Annotated in this window: 22 protein-coding genes; 16 read left to right on the forward strand and 6 right to left on the reverse strand. The window is 59.2% G+C overall.

Annotation, left to right across the window (positions count from 1 at the left end; all coding sequences use genetic code 11):
* Window positions 1–119 precede the first annotated feature (119 nt).
* From ACM3N8_RS12820 to ACM3N8_RS12850, 7 genes are all read left to right on the forward strand, one after another.
* The gene (locus ACM3N8_RS12820) at window positions 120–1,184 is read left to right on the forward strand and encodes a porin (RefSeq protein WP_043134966.1); all 1,065 of its coding nucleotides are present in this window, start codon (window positions 120–122) and stop codon (window positions 1,182–1,184) included.
* 132 nt (window positions 1,185–1,316) lie between these two features.
* Complete coding sequence (locus tag ACM3N8_RS12825; RefSeq protein WP_274453298.1) at window positions 1,317–2,231, forward strand: ABC transporter substrate-binding protein; 915 nt, start codon at window positions 1,317–1,319, stop codon at window positions 2,229–2,231.
* 230 nt (window positions 2,232–2,461) lie between these two features.
* Window positions 2,462–4,504 carry a TonB-dependent receptor gene (locus ACM3N8_RS12830; RefSeq protein WP_290018864.1) on the forward strand — a complete coding sequence of 681 codons (2,043 nt, stop codon included), beginning with the start codon at window positions 2,462–2,464 and terminating at the stop codon, window positions 4,502–4,504.
* Window positions 4,505–4,569: 65 nt separating this feature from the next.
* Window positions 4,570–5,190: a PepSY-associated TM helix domain-containing protein gene (locus tag ACM3N8_RS12835; protein ID WP_290018865.1), complete on the forward strand. Its 621-nt coding sequence runs from the start codon at window positions 4,570–4,572 to the stop codon at window positions 5,188–5,190.
* Between the two features lie 177 nt (window positions 5,191–5,367).
* Window positions 5,368–6,405 carry an acyltransferase gene (locus tag ACM3N8_RS12840; RefSeq protein ID WP_241326018.1) on the forward strand — a complete coding sequence of 346 codons (1,038 nt, stop codon included), beginning with the start codon at window positions 5,368–5,370 and terminating at the stop codon, window positions 6,403–6,405.
* 146 nt (window positions 6,406–6,551) lie between these two features.
* Window positions 6,552–7,124 carry a hypothetical protein gene (locus ACM3N8_RS12845; protein ID WP_043556967.1) on the forward strand — a complete coding sequence of 191 codons (573 nt, stop codon included), beginning with the start codon at window positions 6,552–6,554 and terminating at the stop codon, window positions 7,122–7,124.
* Window positions 7,125–7,250: 126 nt separating this feature from the next.
* Window positions 7,251–7,685 carry an N-acetyltransferase gene (locus ACM3N8_RS12850; protein ID WP_378080808.1) on the forward strand — a complete coding sequence of 145 codons (435 nt, stop codon included), beginning with the start codon at window positions 7,251–7,253 and terminating at the stop codon, window positions 7,683–7,685.
* Here ACM3N8_RS12850 and ACM3N8_RS12855 read toward each other — a convergent pair.
* Window positions 7,682–8,050 carry a winged helix-turn-helix transcriptional regulator gene (locus ACM3N8_RS12855; RefSeq protein WP_416016202.1) on the reverse strand — a complete coding sequence of 123 codons (369 nt, stop codon included), beginning with the start codon at window positions 8,048–8,050 and terminating at the stop codon, window positions 7,682–7,684. The genes ACM3N8_RS12850 and ACM3N8_RS12855 overlap by 4 nt on opposite strands.
* A 121-nt stretch (window positions 8,051–8,171) precedes the next feature.
* On the opposite strand from ACM3N8_RS12855, the gene ACM3N8_RS12860 reads away from it, so the two are divergent.
* Window positions 8,172–8,477, forward strand: a complete 306-nt coding sequence (locus tag ACM3N8_RS12860) for a monooxygenase (protein WP_241326015.1) — start codon at window positions 8,172–8,174, stop codon at window positions 8,475–8,477.
* Here the strand turns inward: ACM3N8_RS12860 and ACM3N8_RS12865 are convergent.
* On the reverse strand, window positions 8,458–8,991 hold the full coding sequence (locus tag ACM3N8_RS12865; RefSeq protein ID WP_241326014.1) for a GNAT family N-acetyltransferase: 534 nt from the start codon (window positions 8,989–8,991) through the stop codon (window positions 8,458–8,460). The genes ACM3N8_RS12860 and ACM3N8_RS12865 overlap by 20 nt on opposite strands.
* A gap of 40 nt (window positions 8,992–9,031) precedes the next feature.
* A complete protein-coding gene (locus ACM3N8_RS12870; protein WP_241280184.1) occupies window positions 9,032–9,652 on the reverse strand; it encodes an outer membrane beta-barrel protein in 621 nt (206 codons plus the stop codon).
* A gap of 247 nt (window positions 9,653–9,899) precedes the next feature.
* Here ACM3N8_RS12870 and ACM3N8_RS12875 point away from each other — a divergent pair, with 247 nt between their 5' ends.
* Window positions 9,900–10,538, forward strand: a complete 639-nt coding sequence (locus ACM3N8_RS12875; protein ID WP_042868709.1) for an exopolysaccharide biosynthesis protein — start codon at window positions 9,900–9,902, stop codon at window positions 10,536–10,538.
* Window positions 10,539–10,604: 66 nt separating this feature from the next.
* Here the strand turns inward: ACM3N8_RS12875 and ACM3N8_RS12880 are convergent, their stop codons facing one another.
* Together ACM3N8_RS12880 and ACM3N8_RS12885 are read right to left on the reverse strand one after the other, a co-directional pair.
* Window positions 10,605–11,657, reverse strand: coding sequence for an amino acid permease (locus ACM3N8_RS12880; protein ID WP_240485580.1), 1,053 nt, complete (start codon window positions 11,655–11,657; stop codon window positions 10,605–10,607).
* A 695-nt stretch (window positions 11,658–12,352) separates the two neighbouring features.
* Window positions 12,353–13,243 carry a sensor domain-containing diguanylate cyclase gene (locus tag ACM3N8_RS12885; protein WP_241326012.1) on the reverse strand — a complete coding sequence of 297 codons (891 nt, stop codon included), beginning with the start codon at window positions 13,241–13,243 and terminating at the stop codon, window positions 12,353–12,355.
* Window positions 13,244–13,614: 371 nt separating this feature from the next.
* Between ACM3N8_RS12885 and ACM3N8_RS12890 the strand changes: the two genes are divergently transcribed.
* From ACM3N8_RS12890 to ACM3N8_RS12900, 3 genes are all read left to right on the forward strand, one after another.
* Window positions 13,615–13,932, forward strand: coding sequence for a DUF6968 family protein (locus ACM3N8_RS12890; protein ID WP_103471742.1), 318 nt, complete (start codon window positions 13,615–13,617; stop codon window positions 13,930–13,932).
* A 146-nt stretch (window positions 13,933–14,078) separates the two neighbouring features.
* Window positions 14,079–14,492 carry a GNAT family N-acetyltransferase gene (locus ACM3N8_RS12895; protein ID WP_290018875.1) on the forward strand — a complete coding sequence of 138 codons (414 nt, stop codon included), beginning with the start codon at window positions 14,079–14,081 and terminating at the stop codon, window positions 14,490–14,492.
* Window positions 14,489–14,998, forward strand: coding sequence for a hypothetical protein (locus ACM3N8_RS12900; RefSeq protein ID WP_290018876.1), 510 nt, complete (start codon window positions 14,489–14,491; stop codon window positions 14,996–14,998). Before ACM3N8_RS12895 ends, ACM3N8_RS12900 begins: the two co-directional genes overlap by 4 nt.
* 33 nt (window positions 14,999–15,031) lie before the next feature.
* Here the strand turns inward: ACM3N8_RS12900 and ACM3N8_RS12905 are convergent, their stop codons facing one another.
* Window positions 15,032–15,613: a penicillin-binding protein activator LpoB gene (locus tag ACM3N8_RS12905; RefSeq protein ID WP_274453287.1), complete on the reverse strand. Its 582-nt coding sequence runs from the start codon at window positions 15,611–15,613 to the stop codon at window positions 15,032–15,034.
* A gap of 237 nt (window positions 15,614–15,850) precedes the next feature.
* Between ACM3N8_RS12905 and ACM3N8_RS12910 the strand changes: the two genes are divergently transcribed.
* From ACM3N8_RS12910 to ACM3N8_RS12925, 4 genes are all read left to right on the forward strand, one after another.
* Window positions 15,851–16,486: a Vat family streptogramin A O-acetyltransferase gene (locus tag ACM3N8_RS12910; RefSeq protein WP_290018881.1), complete on the forward strand. Its 636-nt coding sequence runs from the start codon at window positions 15,851–15,853 to the stop codon at window positions 16,484–16,486.
* Window positions 16,487–16,508: 22 nt separating this feature from the next.
* Window positions 16,509–17,045 (forward strand): GNAT family N-acetyltransferase, encoded by a 537-nt coding sequence (locus ACM3N8_RS12915; protein WP_290018882.1) that lies wholly within the window; start codon window positions 16,509–16,511, stop codon window positions 17,043–17,045.
* A 241-nt stretch (window positions 17,046–17,286) separates the two neighbouring features.
* Entirely contained in the window at window positions 17,287–17,478 is a 192-nt protein-coding gene (locus tag ACM3N8_RS12920) for a hypothetical protein (protein WP_146047116.1), read from the forward strand.
* A gap of 54 nt (window positions 17,479–17,532) precedes the next feature.
* A complete protein-coding gene (locus ACM3N8_RS12925) occupies window positions 17,533–19,137 on the forward strand; it encodes an anti-phage dCTP deaminase (protein WP_290018886.1) in 1,605 nt (534 codons plus the stop codon).
* Window positions 19,138–19,490 lie beyond the last annotated feature (353 nt).

Genomic DNA, 19,490 nt, shown 5'->3' on the forward strand with positions numbered 1-19,490 from the left:
TTCACCAAACTGACATCAAATCGCCACCGACACGTCACTTGAGTGTCACCCCGCTGTCATCCCCCTCGCCTAGCATGGCCCCGTCTTTAAAACAAAAGCTTGCAACACAAGGGATTAAGATGAAAAAGCTGACTGTAGTGGCACTGGCTCTCACCGCGGCCTTCCAGGCACAAGCCGTTGAAGTTTATAAAAATGACACCACCACCCTGGATCTGTACGGCCGCATCTATGCCGGCCAGTTCTTCGGTGACAAGAAGGAAGGGGTCGACACCACCCATCCGAACGGCACCCAGGAGTACAGCGACAAGCAGGGCGCCAACCAGTTTGTCCGCTTCGGCGCCAAGGTGGATAGCCAGATCAACAGCCAACTGAAGGCGCTGGCCCAGTACGAAGTGCAGATGTACATCAACGACAGCGAGAAGACCATCAGCGAGAACTCCGACAACCTGCGCACCCGTCTGGCGTTCGCCGGTGTCGGCGCCGACTGGGGCAACATCACCTTCGGTCGCCAGAAGGGGGCCCCCGGCTTCCTGGCCGACTGGACTGACGTCTCCCTCTCCGATGGCTACGGCAACGAAGCCCTCGGCGCCAAGACCGATACCTTCGCCACCAACCGCGCCGGTTCAGTGCTGAAATACTCGGGTCTGTTCAACGGCTTCCAGGTAGACACCAGCTACAAGTTCGATGGCGGTGACACCGAAGAGACCACCAGCAAGGACAGCGATGCCGCCTACGGCGCCGCCGTGGCCTACACCTTCCCGTTCAACCTGGCGCTGGGCACCGCCTACAACGTGGGTATCCGCGACAAGAACGGGGAAGAGGATGCCAAGCTGTGGCTGCTCTCCGCCAAGTACGACAACAAGGCCGTCTATGCCGCCCTGAGCTATGCCGACGGCACCGACTTCCTGGCCACCGGCAAGGATCACACCGGCTGGGAAGGGGCACTCGGTTACAACTTCGAGAACGGCTTCGGCCTGATGGCGCTGTGGAACAAGCAGAAGGTGGAGCAGGACGGCAAGAGCGATTACGACTCCATCGACTACTACACCCTGGGCGCCCAGTACAAGTTCAACAAGAACCTGCGGGTCATCGGCGAGTACCGCATCAACAACCTGGACAGCCAGGAGAGCGGCAAGCTCAACGTCAAGGATGACTTCCAGCTGGCAGCCCGTTACGACTTCTAATCTCGGCTCTCAGTCAGAAAACAGCGCGCCGGCTTATGCCGGCGCGCTTTTTGTTGGCCCGCAAAGGGATGCAGGCCAGCCGCCGTCCGGCTCATGATCTAGGCTCAACAGAACCACGAAGAGGAGATCATCATGCCGTTACGCCTGCTCATCTGCTGCTGCCTGCTGCTCGCCCTTCCCGTTCAGGCGCTGACCATCGCCATGGTGCTGTGGCGCGGTGAAACGGATGCCGAGCGGGGCTTTCGTGCCGAATTGATCCGGCTCGGCCATCAACCCACCTTCGTCACCTTCAACGCCAACCAGGATCGCGCCGCCTTCGCGACCCAGCTGCGCCAGCAACTGCTGCCCTCCCTCGCCGACTACGACTACATCTACTGCTTCGGCACCACGGCCACCACCATGGTCAGGAGCCTGATAGGCGATCGCAAGCCGCTGATCTTCAACATAGTGTCTGACCCCGTCGGGGCCGGGATCCTGTCGGAAGACAAGGCGGACAACCGGATGGTGGCCGGCACCAGCAACCTGGTGCCCATGGCGCTCCAGCTCGCCAACGCCCGCCAGCACCTGCCCACCGACAAGGGACTGCTGCTGCCCTTCAACCCCCGCGAGCAGAACACCCTGCTGACCGGTGAACTGCTGCTGCGCGAAGCCAAGCGCTATCAATGGGATCTCACCACCTGGCGCATAGCGCCTGACAAGCGGCGGCTGGCCGGCGAGCTCAAGCGTCTGCAACAGGATGCCCGCCAGCGCATCGTCTTCCTCGCTGCCGACAGCTATCTGCTCTCCATCGCCCCCGAACTGCTGGCCGCCCTCAACGAGGCGGGCATCCCCACCATCTGCAGCGCCGAGCTGTTTGTCGAGCACGGCTGCACCGTCGGCACCATCAGCAGCTATGAAACCCTGGGCCGGATGACGGCCAACATCATCCACCGCAACCTGCAGGGCACGCCGCTGCAAGACATTCCGCTGCAGACGGATCCGGCCCCCCGGCTGGTGCTGGGCAAGCAACTGACATCCGCCGACAACCAGGGCCCCCAGGGCCGCTGACCACCCGGCCTTCTCCATGGGCCCCAAACCGCCCCTGACACCCAGTGGCACGGCGCTGCCGGCCGCTGCGTTCCATCCGATCCCCTTGCCAATACTCATTACATCTTTATGTTGCAGAGCTAATGAAAATCAATATCATTAGCATCCTCTCGCAAGAGAGAAACCAATAATTATAAATAAATCAATAAGTTCAGACCATCAGGTCGCTTCCTCAAGAGTCAACACGCAACATGTACACACCCAATCACCCACGCGCCCTGCTGGGCGTCGCTCTGCTGGCCCTGAGTGCCGGCGCCCGTGCCGAAGACGAGACCATGACGGTCGTCGGCAAACGCAGCCAGCATGAAGAGGTCGCCACCGCGACCCGTACCAACACCCCGGCCAAGCTGGTGCCGCAGGCCATCGACAGCGTCAAGGCCAGCGAGCTGACCGCCTTCGGCCAGCCCACCCTGAGCGAGGTCCTGACCGGCATCCCCGGCGTCAACGCCAGCGGCGACACCCGCTTCGATGGCGTCAACATCCGCGGCTTCAGCGCCAGCAACGACTTCTATCTGGACGGTTTTCGCGATGACATGCAGTACACCCGCGACCTTGGCAACATAGAGCGGGTCGAGGTGCTCAAGGGCCCGGCCGCCGTGCTCTATGGCCGCGGCAGCACGGGTGGCATAGTCAACCGGGTCAGCAAGAAGCCGCAGAAGGGGCAGGAGTCCAGCGTCAGCGCACTGGTCGGCAGCTTCGACAACCGGCGGCTGGCCGCCGACCTCAACGGCGAGGCGGGTGAGCGGGTGCAGGTGCGCCTCAACCTGGCCCAGGAGGACAAAGACAGCTTCCGCGACGGCGTGACCAGCAAGCGCACCCTGCTGGCCCCCTCCGTCAACTGGGAGATCAACGACAGGCTGAACTGGCTGGTCCAGTACGAGCGCAACGAGCACGACCGCACCCCGGATCGCGGCATCCCCGGCGTCAATGGCCGCCCGGCCGACGTGCCGAAGGAGTACGTCTACAGCGACACCCGCCGCGACTTCATCGACGATGTGGCCCAGTCCACCCGCTCCCGCCTCTCCTGGGACATCAACGATCAGTGGCAGCTGCGCCAGCAGCTGGGCTACACCAGCCTCGACAGCCAGTTCGACAACACCTATGTCACCAGTGTCAAGGGCGACCAGGTGACCCGCTCCCGCTGGCAGCAGGATCTCAAGGCCAACAGCCTGATCAGCAACACCGAGGCCGAAGGCCAGCTGCAGACCGGCCCCATCGAGCATCGCCTGCTAATCGGCTTCGAGCAGAACTGGCAGGAGCGCACCCCCAAGCTCTACCAGAACGCCACCGCGATCCCGGCCGGCAACCTTTACGATCCTGGCTCCCTGCCCACCTATGATGGCGCCATGAAGCTCTCCAGCGACGCCAACCACAAGGTGCGCGGCTACGGTCTCTACCTGCAGGATCAGCTCAGCCTGGGCGACTGGCATCTGCTGGGCGGCCTGCGCCGCGACGACTTCACAGTCACCAGCCGCCGCAACGACCTCAACAAGGAGGAGACCGTCTCTGTCACCAGCCTGAGCCCGCGGCTGGGGCTGGTATGGAACCCCATCGAGGAACACGCCTTCTACACCTCCTACAGCAAGACCTTCACCCCGGTGGGCGGCGAGCTGATCGGCATCACTCCGGGTGACAAGAACAACAGTCTGGATCCCCAGAACACCCGGCTGTACGAGGGCGGCGTGAAGAGCGACTGGCTGGATGGCCGGCTGGCGACCACCCTCTCCGTCTACCGGCTGGAGATGTACAACAAGCGCAGCAAGGATCCGCTGGATCCCACCAAGGTGATCCTCACCGGCCTGCAACGTACCGAAGGCATAGAGCTGAGCGCCCGCGCCCAGCTGACCGACGAGATCTACCTGCGCGGCGGCATCGCCATCCAGGACGCCGAGCAGGTCAAGGCGGATGCGGATCTGCAGGGCAAGCGGCCGATGAACGTCTCCCGCCAGAACGGCCAGCTGTTCGCCGGCTACCAGAGCGGCAAGCAGGGCTGGTTCGGCGAGACAGGGGTGACTGCGGTGGGCGATCGCTTCGCCGACAACGCCAACACCACCACGCTGCCCGGCTATGCCCGTTTCGATGCCCGCGCCGGCTACCGCTGGCAACAGTGGGAAACCCAGTTGAGCGTGGAGAACCTGACCGACCACGACTACTTCGTCAGCGCCACCAGCGCCTCCCAGATCATGCCGGGCACGCCCCGTCAGCTGAATCTGAGCGCCGCCTACCGCTTCTGATCCCACCCTCTTCCCCGATCTCTCTGGCCAGCCCTCGCTGGCCAGATTTTTATGAAGCGCAACCGATGAAACGCAGAAGACTCCCCCTTCACAACAACAAGTGGGTGCGCCGCATCCACGCCTGGGCCGGCTTTGCCACCCTCACCCTGATGCTGCTCTACGGCCTGACCGGCCTCTGGCTGCAACACAGGGCCGTGCTGCCAATTCCCGGCCCCCACACCGACAAATCGAGCGAGGAGATAGGGCTGGACGCGCCCCTGGCCAGCCCGGACGAGCTGAAAACCCTGTTGCAGCAACACTATCCGGACAGTTTCGAGGAAGGCCGCGCCATGATCACCCCGGCGCAGACCCTGCCCACCCCGGCGGGCCCCCTCACACTGCCGGCCCGCTGGGAGATGCGCGGCGTCACCCTCAGCCAGAGCCTGGCCGCCAGCTATGTGGAGGGCACACTGCTGGTGCGCACCGAGCGGCAGCAGGCCAACTTCGCCGCCAGCCTCAACCGGCTGCATCGCGGCATGGGCACAGGCCTCTCCTGGCAGCTGTTCGGCGATCTGGCGGCACTGGCCATGTTGTTGCTGGCTCTCACCAGTTTGCTGATGTGGAACAAGCTGCACGGCCCGGCCGGTCGCGGCATAGCCCTGCTGCTGCTCGGGGCCCTCGCCACTGTGCTGATTGCCCTGCTCTAGCGCGTTTACCGACACCAAAACGGGATCTGGCGCCCACGGGGGGTAACCTTGCCCGCACCCGAGGTAACAAAAGGTAAGCGGGTGCCGATGGGGGTCACACTTGTCGGCGCCATGACTGGATGGGGGCCGCTCGCGGCTGTTAGGGTGCGGCCAGAATTCCTGGCGCCAAGAGGTATCATGCGCATCTCCAGCATAGAGTGCGGGCGAGTAGTGGCCATCATGGCCGTGATGACCATTCACCTCTCCCCCTTCAGCAATCCGTTCGATCCCGCCCTGTGGGACGGCACCCTCTACTTCTGGCTGGGGGGCGTCATCAACCAGCTGTGCCGTTTCGCGGTGCCGCTCTTCTTCCTGTGCGCCGGCTACTTTCTGCAACCCGCCCTCGCCGCAGGCAACCCCATGGCGGTGGCGCTGCGCTACTGCCGCCCCCTGCTGGGGCTCTGGCTGGCGTGGAGCCTGCTCTATCTGCTGATCCCCTTCAACCCGCCGGCGGCACTGAGCGACGGCTATCTGCCGGCCATGGCGAGCCAGTGGCAGATGCAGCTGGGGGATCCTCTCAACGCCTGGTGGGTGGGCGGCATGATCCATCTCTGGTTCCTGCCGGCCCTGATGTTGGCCGTCTTGCTGCAGGCACTGTGTCATCGGATTGGGCTGCCCCGGCTGGCGCTGGTGCTCGGCGTGCTGCTCTACCTGCTGGCCCTGCTCGGCGGCTCCTATGGCCAGCCGCTGCTGGGGGGCGAGTGGGCCCTGCTGACCCGCAACGGCCCCTTCTTCTCGCTGCTGTTCGTGGCGCTGGGCGCCGAGCTGCGCTTTCGCGCCTGGCAGCCGGATGCCAGGCGCAGCGCCCTGCTGCTGATCGTGGGGATGGCACTCTACGCCCTGGAGGCCTGGGGCCTGCTGCACTGGGCCTCGGTGCCCCTCAGCCGCCACGACTTCCTGCTCGGCTCGCTGCTCTGGGGCCTGGGCCTGTTCGGCCTGCTGCTGGCCAATCCGGGCTGGGGCCAAGGCAGTTGGCTGGAACGCCAGGCTCCGAAAGTGCTCGGTATCTACTGCCTGCACATGATGCTGGTGGTATGGCTGATGATCTTTGGCCCGCAGGGTAAGTTGCTCTGGTGGGAATTGCTGAAGGTACCGGCCTTGCTCGCCCTCTCCCTGCTCGCTTATCGGCTGCTGGCGGCAACCCCGGCCAGCCGTAGCTTGCTGCGCGCCCGCTGACGAGAGACATCTGAGATGGAGGGAGAGGAGACGGGAGCAATGCCGATCCCTCCCTGCTCGCGGCTGAACGGTTGGTTCAATTTTTATTCATCTCGGATAGATAAACTCCGGGTCTCCTTAAACGCGAACCCAGGAGTCATCATCCCATGACGTTGTTCACCAAAACGCTGTTCACCAAGAAATCCGGCCTTGTTCTCGTTCTGCTCGCGGCCAGCGGCTCTCTCAGCGCCGCCGAGATCGCCAACAACAACATCACCGAAGCCGAGATCAAGGCCGCGCAGGATGCCTGGGGCAAGGCCCTGATCCAGATCAGCGATGACTACCGCAGCGGTGGCATAGCGAAGGCCAAAACGACGGCCACTGCCGTGCTCGACGGCGCCTACGGCTACAACAATGGCCCTGTCCTGTTCAAACCCACCCTGGCCGGGGGCGAACAGACCTTCCGCCTCAACCAGGAGGGGGCGCTGGCCTACTTCGTCGGCAACAATCAGGCCTATCCCGCCGACACCGGCTTCGCCCTCAAGAACTGGAAAAGTTACAACTACGACAACGCCGCCGTCTATATCAACGGCGACATGGCCCTCACCATGGGCAAGGTTCACCTGATAGACAGGGACAACAAGGAGACCACGGTCGACAAGACCTGGGGCTTCAAGAAGGGGGACGACGGCAAGGTGCGCATAGTGCTGCACCACTCCTCCCTCCCCTACGCCGGTTAAGCGGCAACAGGCGACCCGCGGGTCGCCTTTTTTGTTATGAGGGCGCCACTTTGGCCAACCGCCGGGTGACGGCCAGGCTGGCGCTGTTACCATGCCCCTCTTGTGACGAACCCAGATGAGACACCCATGCAGATCCGCCCCTTCACCCCGGCCGACACCGAGGCCGTCCTCGCCATCTGGCTGGAAGCCTCCCTGCAGGCCCACCACTTCATCGACCCGGCTTACTGGCACGCCAACCTGGCGCCGATGCGGGAGACCTACCTGCCCGCCGCCGATTCTCATGTGCTCTGGCAAGATGGTGCTGCGCTGGGGTTTTATTCCCTGTATGAAGAGACCCTGGCCGCCATCTTCGTTGCCCCGCCTCAGCAGGGACGCGGCTATGGCAAGGCTCTGCTGGCCCACGCCAAACGGCAGCGGCCGGCCCTGCGACTGCAGGTGTACCGGCAGAACCTGGCCGCTTGCGACTTCTATCTATCTCAGGGCTTTCAGATCGAGGGTGAACAACAGGATACCCACACCGGCTGCGCCGAGTGGGTGATGGTCTGGTCGGCGCCAGACTAACCCCGTTCAATGACAGCTGAGTGTGGCTCGCTCGCCGGGCCATCCCCGGCCCGCACCAGCAGGTCGACATGGCTCAGCGCGAAGTCGTGCATCTGCTGTAGCAGGGGCAGCAGGGCGACGCCAAGCGGGCTCAGAGCATACTCCACCCGGGGCGGCACATAGGGATGGAGGGTGCGGGTGATGACGCCGTCGCTCTCCAGCTCCTTGAGCTGGGCGGTGAGCACCTTCTGGCTCACCTCGGGCAGACAGCGGCGCAGGTCGCCAAAACGCAGGGTCTGGCTGCGCAGATGAAACAGGATGGCCGGTTTCCATTTACCGGTCAGCAGCCGCAGCACCCGATAGGCGGGGCAAGGGAGTGGGGACACGTGATGGCTCGCGAGTGGTTACTTTGCGGTAACTATGCCACGAAAAGGTGCCTTCTTGCGGACAAGATGCCGGCTTCCTATGATGCGGACTCTGTCACTCCATCCACACGAGAGGAGCATCATGCCCAGTTTGCTGCAAATCCATTTCAATTTCCCCGCCGAGCAGATGGGGCAGGCCCTGACAGCCGCCGCCATGCCGCTGGCCGAGTCCATCAGCCGGGAGCCCGGCTTCATCTCCAAGATCTGGACCGAGAACCCGCGCACCGGCGAGGCGGGCGGCATCTATCTGTTCGAGGATGAGGCCAGCGCCCTCGCCTACGCGACAATGCACGAGCAGCGGGTGCTCGCCATGGGCGCCAGCGCGGTGCAGTACAAGCTGTTCGACGTCAACGAGCCCCTTAGCCGGATCACCCGCGGCATCCCGTGATCACATCAGCCAGTCTCCGCTGGTAATGGGTATCCCGCTGCCAGACAAAGCCCAGCCGCCGAAACAGCCGCTGGCTGGGCTGATTGTCCGGTTCGATATCCGCCAACAGAGTGGCGATGCCAAGCTGCCCGGCATACTCCGTCAGGCAGTTCAGTGCCTCGCCCATCAGGCCCCGTCCCCAATGGCTGCGGGCCAGCATGCAGCCCAGCTCGGCCCGACAGAAAGCAGCCTCGAAACTGTGCAAGCCGCAGGTACCGATCAGGCGGCCGCTGTCGCGTGCCACCAGCCCCCACTCCAGAGATACCCCCGTTGCCAGCAAGCGCTCTACGCTTGCCAACATCTGCGCCACTGTGGCGAGTTCAGGGAAAGGCGGCTCCCCGACGAAACGCATCACAGCAGGATCCCCGTAGATGGCGAACAGATCCGCGCTGTCTTGCTCGCCGAGCGGACGCAGCAATAGCCGCGGAGTCCGCAGGATGGGGAGTTCGCGGGGCAGTGGTTGCAACACATTCAAGGCGCCTGCTCCTGTAGGACGGTAATCCCCATAATAAGACTCAAAACCTCAGGGTCAGGCCGATATTGGCCTGCCACTGGGTCACCAGCTCGCCGCGCACCTTGAACACGCAGTTATCCGGGTTGCAGAGGAACTGGCTGTTGTCGTTGACCAGGGTGCCGTAGCCGCGCACCTCGGCCCGCAGCGCCAGACGCTCGGTCAGACGCGGCTGTACCCCGAGCGCCAGCGACATTGAGGGAGCCACCTCGCTGTCGTAGGCGGCGAAGCGCGTCGCCCCTATGCCGGCGCCTATGTAGGGAGCCATCAGGTTGTCCGACAGGGTGAGGGCCCCGGCGAAGTGCAGCGTGTCCACCGTCAGCCGCTCCGACTGATCCGGGGAGAGGCGGGTGGATTGGTGGCTGTAGAGCAGCTCTATCATGCCGGGGTCATCCACCTCCTTGCTGATGAACAGGCCCCAGCTGCCGGAGCCCTCCCCCTGCAAGGATTGCAGCTGGGTGGAGACTGGCATGGGCTGCGGGTCATCGTTTGCCTCAAAGTCGATGGACGAGCTGTAACCGAAAAATGGCGTCACCTGCCAGCCAAGCCCAGCCTCGCCGTCGGCGCTCCAGGCCTGCCCCAGCGGCAGCAAGAGCCCCATCATCATGATCCCTGCTCGTTTCATCGCAATCCCTCTGCTTGTGCACCAGTGCCCACCAAGCATATCAGAGCCCCCTGACCCCCATCCTAAACCTGGCCTGTATCAACCCATTTTCGCAGGGAGGATCACACTCTGTTGCCACGACCATCTCCCGCCACCACCCCGCTCATCGCCGCTGCCGTTATTCATCGGGGATTAACCTCTGCCACGTATGCTGGCGCGCAACCGGTTCATGGTGAGCCGGTTCAAGTCACCAGAAGGACATACGGGAATGGTTGCCGCGCAACTCAAAGACCCACAACACAAGCTCTCCGACACCCTGCGGGCGACCGCCCACGCCATCGAGGAGAGCCATATCAGCCTGCGCCAGATGCTGGCCCTGGTGGGTGAGCAGGGCATGCTGCTGTTTTGCGTGCTGCTCACCGTGCCCTTCCTGCTGCCGGTCTCGATCCCGGGCGTCAGCACCCCGTTTGGCCTGCTGATCCTGTTTATCGGCATCGGCATCACCCTCAACCGGGTGCCCTGGCTGCCCGCCATCCTGATGGAGCGCCGCTTCGCCGCCGATCAGCTCAAGCCGACCCTGCACAAGGGCGCCGACCTGCTGGCCCGCATCGATCGCTTCATTCGCCCGCGCCTCCTGCTGCTGACCGGCAGCGGCACCATCAACCGCTGCAACGGCCTGCTGCTCATGCTGGCGGCCCTGCTGCTGATGCTGCCGCTCGGGGCCATTCCCTTCACCAATGCCATGCCCGCCTGGGCCATCTTGCTGCTGGCCATCGGCATGCTGCAGCGGGACGGCCTGTTCGTCGCCAGCGGCTACCTGCTGGTCAGCGCGACCCTGGTCTGGTTCAGCGCGCTGGCCATAGGCCTGCTGATGGCGGGGCAGAGCGTCTCGACCCTGCTGAGCTGACGACGCGGACATGAAAAAGGGGCGACCAAGTGGTCGCCCCTGTTGTTTTGCGCCGTCTCTCGCTCGTCAGAGCAGATCGTAGATGAGGGCCGAGATGGCGAGCAGCCCCACCACCATCACGAACAGTGTGCTGGGGCCGCGATAGCGCGCGAGCGCCGGCAGGCGATAGATGGAGCAGGCCGGCAGCAGGAACAGGATCACAGCGATCAGCGGTCCGCTCACCTTCTCTATGATGTCCAGCACATTGGGGTTCAGATAGGTGATGATCCCGGTCACGACAAACAGGATGACGGACGAGACCCGGGCTATGGTGGTCTCCCTGAGGGAGAGCCCCAACCCCTGACAGGCACCGCTCACCATGCTCACAGTTCCCTCGCTCACCCCCATGGAGGTGCCGAGGAAGGATTTGGACATGGCCAGAATGGCGATGAGCGGACCCACATAGGCGATCAGCGGATTGGAAAACTTGTTCGCCAGCGCCGACAGCACGGAAATATTGTCGGTGCGGGCCAGCGCCATTTCCGCCTGACTCAGGCTCATCACGCAGCTGATGACAAAAAACAGCACGCTGCCGCAGATCAGCAGGCTGCTGCACTTGATGATGCGCTTGCTGCGCACGTCGGCGCTCACATGGCAGCGCTTCTTCTGGGCGGCGGTAAAGGAGGAGATGATGGGGGCATGGCTGAACGAGAAAACCATCACGGGCACTATCAGCCAGAGGGATTTCCAGAAGGCGGGATCGCGCCACTCCACCGGTTGACTCTCGGTGAAATAGGAGAGGCTCCACTGGGGCAGCAGATAAATGGAGATGCCGAGCAGGAAGGCGACCATGGGCAGCGCCAGCACGCTGATGGCCGACACCACCACCTGTTTGCCGGTCAGCAGGATCAGGTGCAGACCCAGCATCACAGCCAGCACCAGCCAGCCACGGCTCAGCACTGCGCCCCCCAGCTGATGCACCATGAAGCTCTCGATGGCATTGGTGATGGAGATGCTGTAGACCAGAATGATGGGGTAGAAGGCCATCAGATAGACCAGCATCAGCAGCTTGCCCGCCTTGGCACCGAAGTGCTCCTCCACCACATGGGTAATATCCCCTTCCCGATGGGAGCTGGACAATACCAGGCGACTCAGCGCTCGGTGGGAATAATAAGAGAGCGGGAATGCCATCAATAATATAAACAGCAAAATAACCGGCGAATTACTGCCTACGGTAATAGGGAGAAAGAGTGTACCGGCACCGACTGCAGTGGCATACAAGCCCATGGTCCATACCGAATCACTTTTCTCCCATTTCAACTTTGAAGCTGGGTTCTTCTTTTCAGCAATAGCAATACTCATTGCGATATACACCTTATTTGTCTGTCATCTTTGTTATTTTATTAGCCCGTGTAATAGGCGGGCGATATGTCTGTGCACATCACCAGATTGTAGAAAAAGCAAACCCGCCAGCGGTCAATAAGACAGCCAATATGAAACGGGAATGTCACGCTACCATCGTTGAAATCGCCATAAAGGTCAAGGTTAATAATTCATGACTGTTTGAATAGAATTGTTTCAAAAGACAATGAGATGTATCATTTTGGTCTCAATATGACCAGTTCATTCCCGGCTGATAACATAAGACAAAACCTCTGCGCGTTGTCCAACAACATGAATAAAATCAGCAATCAGGCCGATAATATTAGCACCATCAAACCGGGAATATCAGTGGAATAAGCGAGTCATATTTCGACCCAATTGACATCGGTGTCATTGATGGATTTTACCGATATAAATCAACTTGTTTCATGCAACGAGTACAGTCCCCGTCATCAGGTTGCCGGGCAATGAGCAACCCGGTTGCGCCCCGCCCGCTTGGCCCGATACAACCACTCATCGGCACGCGCCAATGCCAGGTTGATCTCTTCCCCCGGCGTCACCAGAGTCGTGCCCAGACTGACGGTGAAGGCCACAGGATCAGGCGCCAGCGCCTCCACGGCGGCACGGATCCGCTCCGCTATCATGCATAGCTCTGACTCACCCAGCCTTGGCAACAGGATCAGGAATTCTTCGCCACCACTGCGCACAAACAGGTCTTCGCTCCGCAACTGGGCCGCCACGCACTCGCAGAAACGCTGCAACGCCCTGTCACCCTGCTGATGGCCGAAGCGATCGTTGATCTGCTTGAAGTGATCTATATCCAGCATGATGAGGCCACTGCACTCGGGGTTCACCCTTTGCTGCTGGCAGTGTTCAAAGAAGAAGCGGCGGTTGTAGAGGCCGGTGAGCTGGTCGGTCTCGCTCTGCAGCTTGAGCCGCTGCTGCAGCTCGTACTGGCGGGTGATGCTGCGGGTCACCCAGGCCACCGCCCGCTTGCCATCGTAGCGAGATGGCAGCGGGGCTATCTTGCCCTCGAACCTCTGCTCCCCCTGTGGCCCCACCGAGGAATCGATCCCCACCACCTCCACCGCCGCCAGGCCGTACTCCACCACCTGCACCTGGCCCGAGCTCAGGGCCAGGGCAACTTGCTCCATCACCCACTGCGCCATGTCGGCGGGCAGCACATCGGCCAGCCGCTTGCCCGCCAGCGGATTGCCATCCTGATAGGATTGCTGCTCCATGCCGCCTATGTATTCGATGTAGTAACCATCCTCGCTCAGGATGAAGACAGGATCAGGCAGCTGGGCCATCACTTCGTATAGTTGTTTGACCGAGAGAGCCATACCATTTCCTTAATCCGATTGCCGAGAGGCGAGCGCCAGACTTGCCACCTGATCCCGATTATCGTCCCGAGGCTGGCTCTGGGCCAATAACGGATCCTGTCATTAATAGATATTAATCAATACATTCAAGAAAATAAGATGCGCAGTCAGCTTGGGTCGAATGAAAAACAGGCAACAAGCCAGACTCGTCGGCTGCGGCACGCGGATATTCAAGCCATCTCACAGGCCGTGCGTGCGCAGATTGTTTCCCGCCCTCGCTTCCATTAGGCTGGCCTTCCTGAGTCTGTCTTTGCTGTCTGTCCAGACTCACCATTTCATGCTCATCGCCTTGGCGAAACAGGATTGTGGGCAAGCGGAGAAAGGATATCCAGATGAAGAAGAGCATAGTGACCGCCAAGTTCGAGGCCGTGAGCATCGAAGGCGAGCAAGTAACCCTGAAAATGGCGATCAAGGCGCCGGAGCCGGACCCCAAATCCGCCAGTGGCGACTGGCGCTGCAAGGTGAAGCTGGAGGGGCTGAGCGACAAGACCTTCATCTATGGCGTCGATGCCCTGCAGGCCCTGAGCCTGGCCCTGAAATTCGTCGAAAATGAGCTGCGTGCCTTCTCCGACGCCGGCTGGCAATTCTACCTCCCCGGTTGCCCCGATCAGCCCGTGGATATCGCCGCCTGCTATTTCCCCGAGATTTGACGAACCCCCGGTAGCAACGCCTTTATCTGCTCATCGAAACGGGTCACAGGGCAATAGCGGATGTCCGGTTCCGTGGTCAGAGTGCTTGACTAGATTGAGTCCAAGCCATTATTTATTGAGGCTATTTTCATGGACCTGGAGCCAATATGCGACTGACCCCACCCCTACCGCCGCAGGATGAGGAGCTCGATGCCCTGCGGATCGGCCTGTCTGGCTACAACACGGACAAGGCGGGCACACACCTGCGCGAGCGGATCGCCAGCTTTATCAAGGATGAACAGGGCAAGGTGCTGGGCGGCATCCTCGCCGATATCAAGTGGGGCTGGCTGCACGTGGACTGGCTCTGGATCGACGAGCGCATCCGCAAGGATGGCTGGGGCGCCCGCCTGCTCGGCGCCATGGAGCAATATGCCCGCGACCAGGGCATCACCCACTTTCATCTGGAAACCACCAGCTTCCAGGCGCTGCCCTTCTACCAGAAACAGGGCTACACCGTCTTTGGCGAACTGCCGGATATGCCGCCGGGGCATATCACCTATTTTCTGAAGAAGCAGGCATGAAGTCACTGTCCCCGCTCACCACTGAGGGCAAGTCAAAACCCAAGCTCATCAACTGGACCGTGGGTGCACTGTGCCTGTTGCTGACAACAGGCCAAGGTGTCATGGCCCTGTCGCTGCACGATCTGGATCCGGCGTTTGAACGATGTGAGGCGAGCAAGGCCCGGCACAAGCCCGCGTTGCCACCCAAAGAGGATCGTTTCTGGTCGTTGGAGAGGGAACAACAGGCGACCGTGCTTATCTATCTGCATGAGAAGAGCATGGAACGCTGCACCGCCGCAGCGGTGGATGACTTGGCTCTCAAGGCGTTCCATCAGGCTGTCGCGGGAGACCGCACCTTGCTAGATACCTTGATCAAGACAAGCGCCACGACACTCGCGCCTGCCCAGCAGGCACAACTCCAGCAAGTAGGACAGATAGAGCTGGACAGGCTGGCCGCGATGACTGGCTTTGCACATCCCTTCTCGCTGCTCGATTACCTTAACCAGCTTGCACCGGCCAAAGAGTGAAGGGCTGACAAACTTGCCAGCCCTTCGGCATCGTCAGTGGCTGGCGGAGCGGCTGCCGTTCCAGAGCAGCTCGCCACTGCGCAGCTCCATCAGGCTCATGGTGAGCCGATAGCGACTCCCCTCGGACACCAGATCCCCATAGAGCATGTAACCCGCCCCTGTCTGGCGGCCGAGCCGCACCAGGGATGCCGGGTTCATGCCCCCCTGCTGATACTCGAGCTGCCCCGTGATGGCGGCGACCTGACCGGGATCGACGAAGCGAAAACCGCTTTTGGACTGGATCCGCTTGCTCATGGCCGCCGCCATGGTGCGGGTATCGAGCTCGTCATTGGTGCCGTCTCGGGGCGGGGTGAGCAGCAGCACGGGATTGCCGCTCTTCACCAGCTCCCGCACCTCGGGGGCCTGCACGAAGGCATCCGCCATGGCCAGCGCCAGCCCGGTCGGGGCCACCGGCTTGGGCAGGGGCGCCCCGGCATCCGGCTTGGTAACAGGTTTGTCCGGCTGGCTCACTGGCTGGTCCGGTTCACTGACCGGGGCCTGAGTGCCGTCGTAGGGATTGACCGCACAGCCGCCCAGCAGCAGGGCGCTCAGCATGAGCAGGTGACGCATCTTCATCTTGTTCTCTCCGCCAAAAGTCCGTAGGACGGACTTCACCAAAAGCCCGTGGCGGAGCCCTTGCCCCGCATCGGCTCCATGCTAGAGACAAACCCGCCCCGGGTCGATACGCCAGATGACACGGGACGACAGAGCCTGGCCAACCCGCACCCGGCCGGTGCTGCACCACAAAAAGGTGGTAGACCGCCATCAACTTCCTTTACGGTATTGTGCTGACAGATTCGAAAGGAGAGCACCTTGCACGGACCCGATCCCGCCAACCCCCACCCCATGAAGGGCTTTCCCCAGGTGTGCTTTATCAAGAACACCATCAAGGGGCCCAATATCGAGGTGGGCGATTACAGCTATTACGACGACCCGGAAGACTCGGCAGGCTTTGAGCGCAACGTCCTCTATCACTTCCCCTTCATCGGCGACAAGCTGATCATCGGCAAGTTCTGCGCCATCGCCCGCGGGGTCAAGTTCATCATGAACGGTGCCAACCACCAGACCTCCGGCTTCTCCACCTACCCCTTCTTTATCTTCGGCAACGGCTGGGAGAGCGCAGCCCCCGCACCGGGCACGCTTCCTTACAAGGGGGATACGGTCATCGGCAACGACGTCTGGATTGGCTATGAAGCGCTGATCATGCTGGGCGTCAAGGTCGGCAACGGCGCCATTATCGCCGCCCGCTCCGTGGTCACCACAGATGTGCCCGCCTACGCCATCGTCGGCGGCAACCCAGCCAGGGTGATCCGCTACCGCTTCGACGACGACACCATAGCCCGCCTCAACACCCTCGCCTGGTGGAACTGGCCGGTGGAGCAGATCAGCCGGAATTTGCAGTTGATTGGCGGCGGCGACATAGCCGCGCTGGAAGCTGCGGCCCGATAAACACCATCAAGCAGGAAGTCCGATGCAAATCACCACACCCCTGGCCAATGCCAATATAGTGATTCGCCCCTTTGAACCGGGCGATGCCGATGAGTTTGTCCGCGCGGCGCACGAATCCATCGACACGGTTGGCACCTGGATGAGCTGGTGCTCCCATTCATTCACTCGGGACAGAGCGCTGGAATGGTTTGCCACCTGCGATCAGGATCGTGAGGCGGGGCGAGCCTATGATATGGGCCTCTTCTGCGCCGCCACCGGCCAGCTACTGGGTGGCGCCGGTATCAACCAACTGGCTTCCCATCATCGCTACGGCAATATCGGCTATTGGGTGCGCCAATCCAGACAAGGCCAAGGCATCGCCCGACAGGCGGTCGCCCTGCTGCGTGACTTCGGCTTTACGCAGTTGGGTCTATTTCGGCTGGAGATCGTGATGGGAGTTGGCAACACCGCCAGCGAAGCCGTCGCCATCGCAGCAGGGGGTTCCTTTGAATGCCGGGCCAAAAATAGCATCTTCCTTCATGGCCAACCATCAGCCCACTACACCCAAGCAAAGCAGTGAATGTCTCACTGTCCGCCCCCTGATACACAAAGGCACGATTAATCAAAACAACACTAACCATATGATATTAAATAACTTTTCTATTTTTTCACCTCTCTTCCATAAATGGTAAAAATGGGATAAAGATCATAGACATACCGGCGCTAGACAACTACATTTGGGGAACGAGCTAGAAAGGATGCTACATGTTGACGCTCAAAAAATAACTAGTAGAATAATGCGTCCAATCAGGAGCCAGATCATGAAAGTAGTTGAGCTTGAGGTTTATAAAGAGAAACAGAAAAATGAAACCTCTCTTACTAAGATTTACTATGATGCATCTAAACCATCAGGAAGAATATTGCATTTTCAAAATTCAAAAGACAGTAGCTCAGGTATAGATATTGCTATCCTCGAGAGAGTTTTGAAGAAGGCACGGAATTTAAGCTGGTAATGTGTATGTGCTCTCGATATATTGATGTTATTCTACTCAGTCTAGGATTCCATCATGAGCTTACCGAGAGCACAGAGAACAAATGATGTAGTTCGTCATTCCAACCCCACCTCCAGTAATTCAATTGAAGATATATCTTCAAGAACCTCAAATGACCTCATCATTGGCCTTTGTGGAACATTAGGCTCAGGCATACACGCCCTTAGAACTAGCATTGAATCTAGATTATCAACACATAGCTATACTGTCCGACATATACATATTAGCTCATTAATGAAAGAGTTTTTCCCTGACGTTTACTCTGACTATGCCTCTCAGATCGAATCGGACTCCTATAATAGATACAAAGGCCTTCAAGATCTTGGCAACAAATTAAGAGAAACATATAACAACCATATTTTGTCAGAAGCGGCTATAGCCAAAATATCATTTTATCGCGAACATGATGAGCAAAGTGAAACCCCGAATAGAGTTGCTTATATAATAGACCAACTAAAACATCCAAGTGAACTCGAACTTTTCAGATTGATTTATCAGCATAATTTCTATCTTTTTGGTATTATCCGTACTGATTCAGAAAGAAAACGTAATCTCAGAGATGAGGGAATATCGCCTAGTCACATTGATGAGCTATTTCATCGCGACAGACGATTTGGTGACACCAATGGAAATGGGCAGCAAACAGAAAAGACCATAAGAGACGCCGACTTCTTTATTAAAAACAATCATAGCCATGCAGCAGAACTAGACCAGAAGATTGGTCGCTATATTGACCTCATCCATGGGGTGAATGGAATTACTCCCACCATGGATGAAAAAGGAATGTATTCAGCTTATAGCGCGTCTATGCAATCAGCATGTCTTTCACGACAAGTCGGTGCAGCTATTTTTGACGAGCATGGTAACCTGATCGTTACTGGTCGTAATGATGTCCCTAAGTTTGGAGGGGGATTATATAGTACCGAAGATGGAGACAAAGACTATCGTTGTATACACAAAGGAGCAAAATGCTACAACGATTTCCATAAAGAAAAAATGCGAAAAACAATTGTAAAAATCACGAGGGATTTTTTTACACGTAAATGCCTAGAAACTGTCACCACAGAAGATAAAGTCATCTTCAATAAATATATTAACAATGATGCGATAGAGGATTTAGTTGATAAAATCCATGAGAGCAGCCCTATCAACGCACTAATAGAATACTCTAGGGCAATTCACGCAGAGATGGATGCAATCACTTCTCTCGCTCGGCTAGATGGTCCAAGCAGCAAGAATAAAATAATATACACTACTACATATCCATGTCATAACTGCGCCAGACATATTGTTGCGGCGGGGATAAAAAAAGCCATTTATATAGAGCCTTATGAGAAGAGTTTGGCTTTAGACCTACATGATGATGCGATTTGTGATTCTAATAGCAAATCACCAGACAAAGTCACATTTGAACAATTTGAAGGTGTTTCGCCACGCAGATATACAACTCTCTTTTTATCAAGGACAGAAAGAAAAGATAAAAGTGGGAACGTGATCAAAACAACCGTAAGGTATGGTTCCCATGCTGACAATCAGTTCAAAGATTCTTTTATAGATTACGAGCTAAAAGTTGTTCGGAACTTCAATAGTAAGCTCCATATTCTTCCTGACGCTACATGATGGCTGTATCAGCCACAAAAACCTAATAATCTTGTAGCAAATAAAGGCAATATGGCAGGGTAACTTTTCTCAAAGGCGGGCACGGTCCTGCCCCCCCCCTCTTATTCGCTGAGGCGAGACCGCTTGTCCAGGCCGCGAGACAGGATGTCGAGCGAGCGGCGTCGGGCCATGGATGGCCTGTCGGCGCGTGCCGTCGGACAAGCGGGTGAGCCGAAGAAACCCGACGAAGTCGGGCGAATAAGCGGGGGTGGCCTTTCTTTTGGTGACTTTTCTTTGGCCACGCAAAGAAAAGTTACTCGCCCAAGCCCGAAGGGCGGGCGAAACCCCTTCGAGGCCAGCGGCCTCGCGTCCTG

The organism is Aeromonas sp. A04, from assembly GCF_047780465.1.
Lineage (GTDB): Bacteria > Pseudomonadota > Gammaproteobacteria > Enterobacterales > Aeromonadaceae > Aeromonas > Aeromonas bestiarum.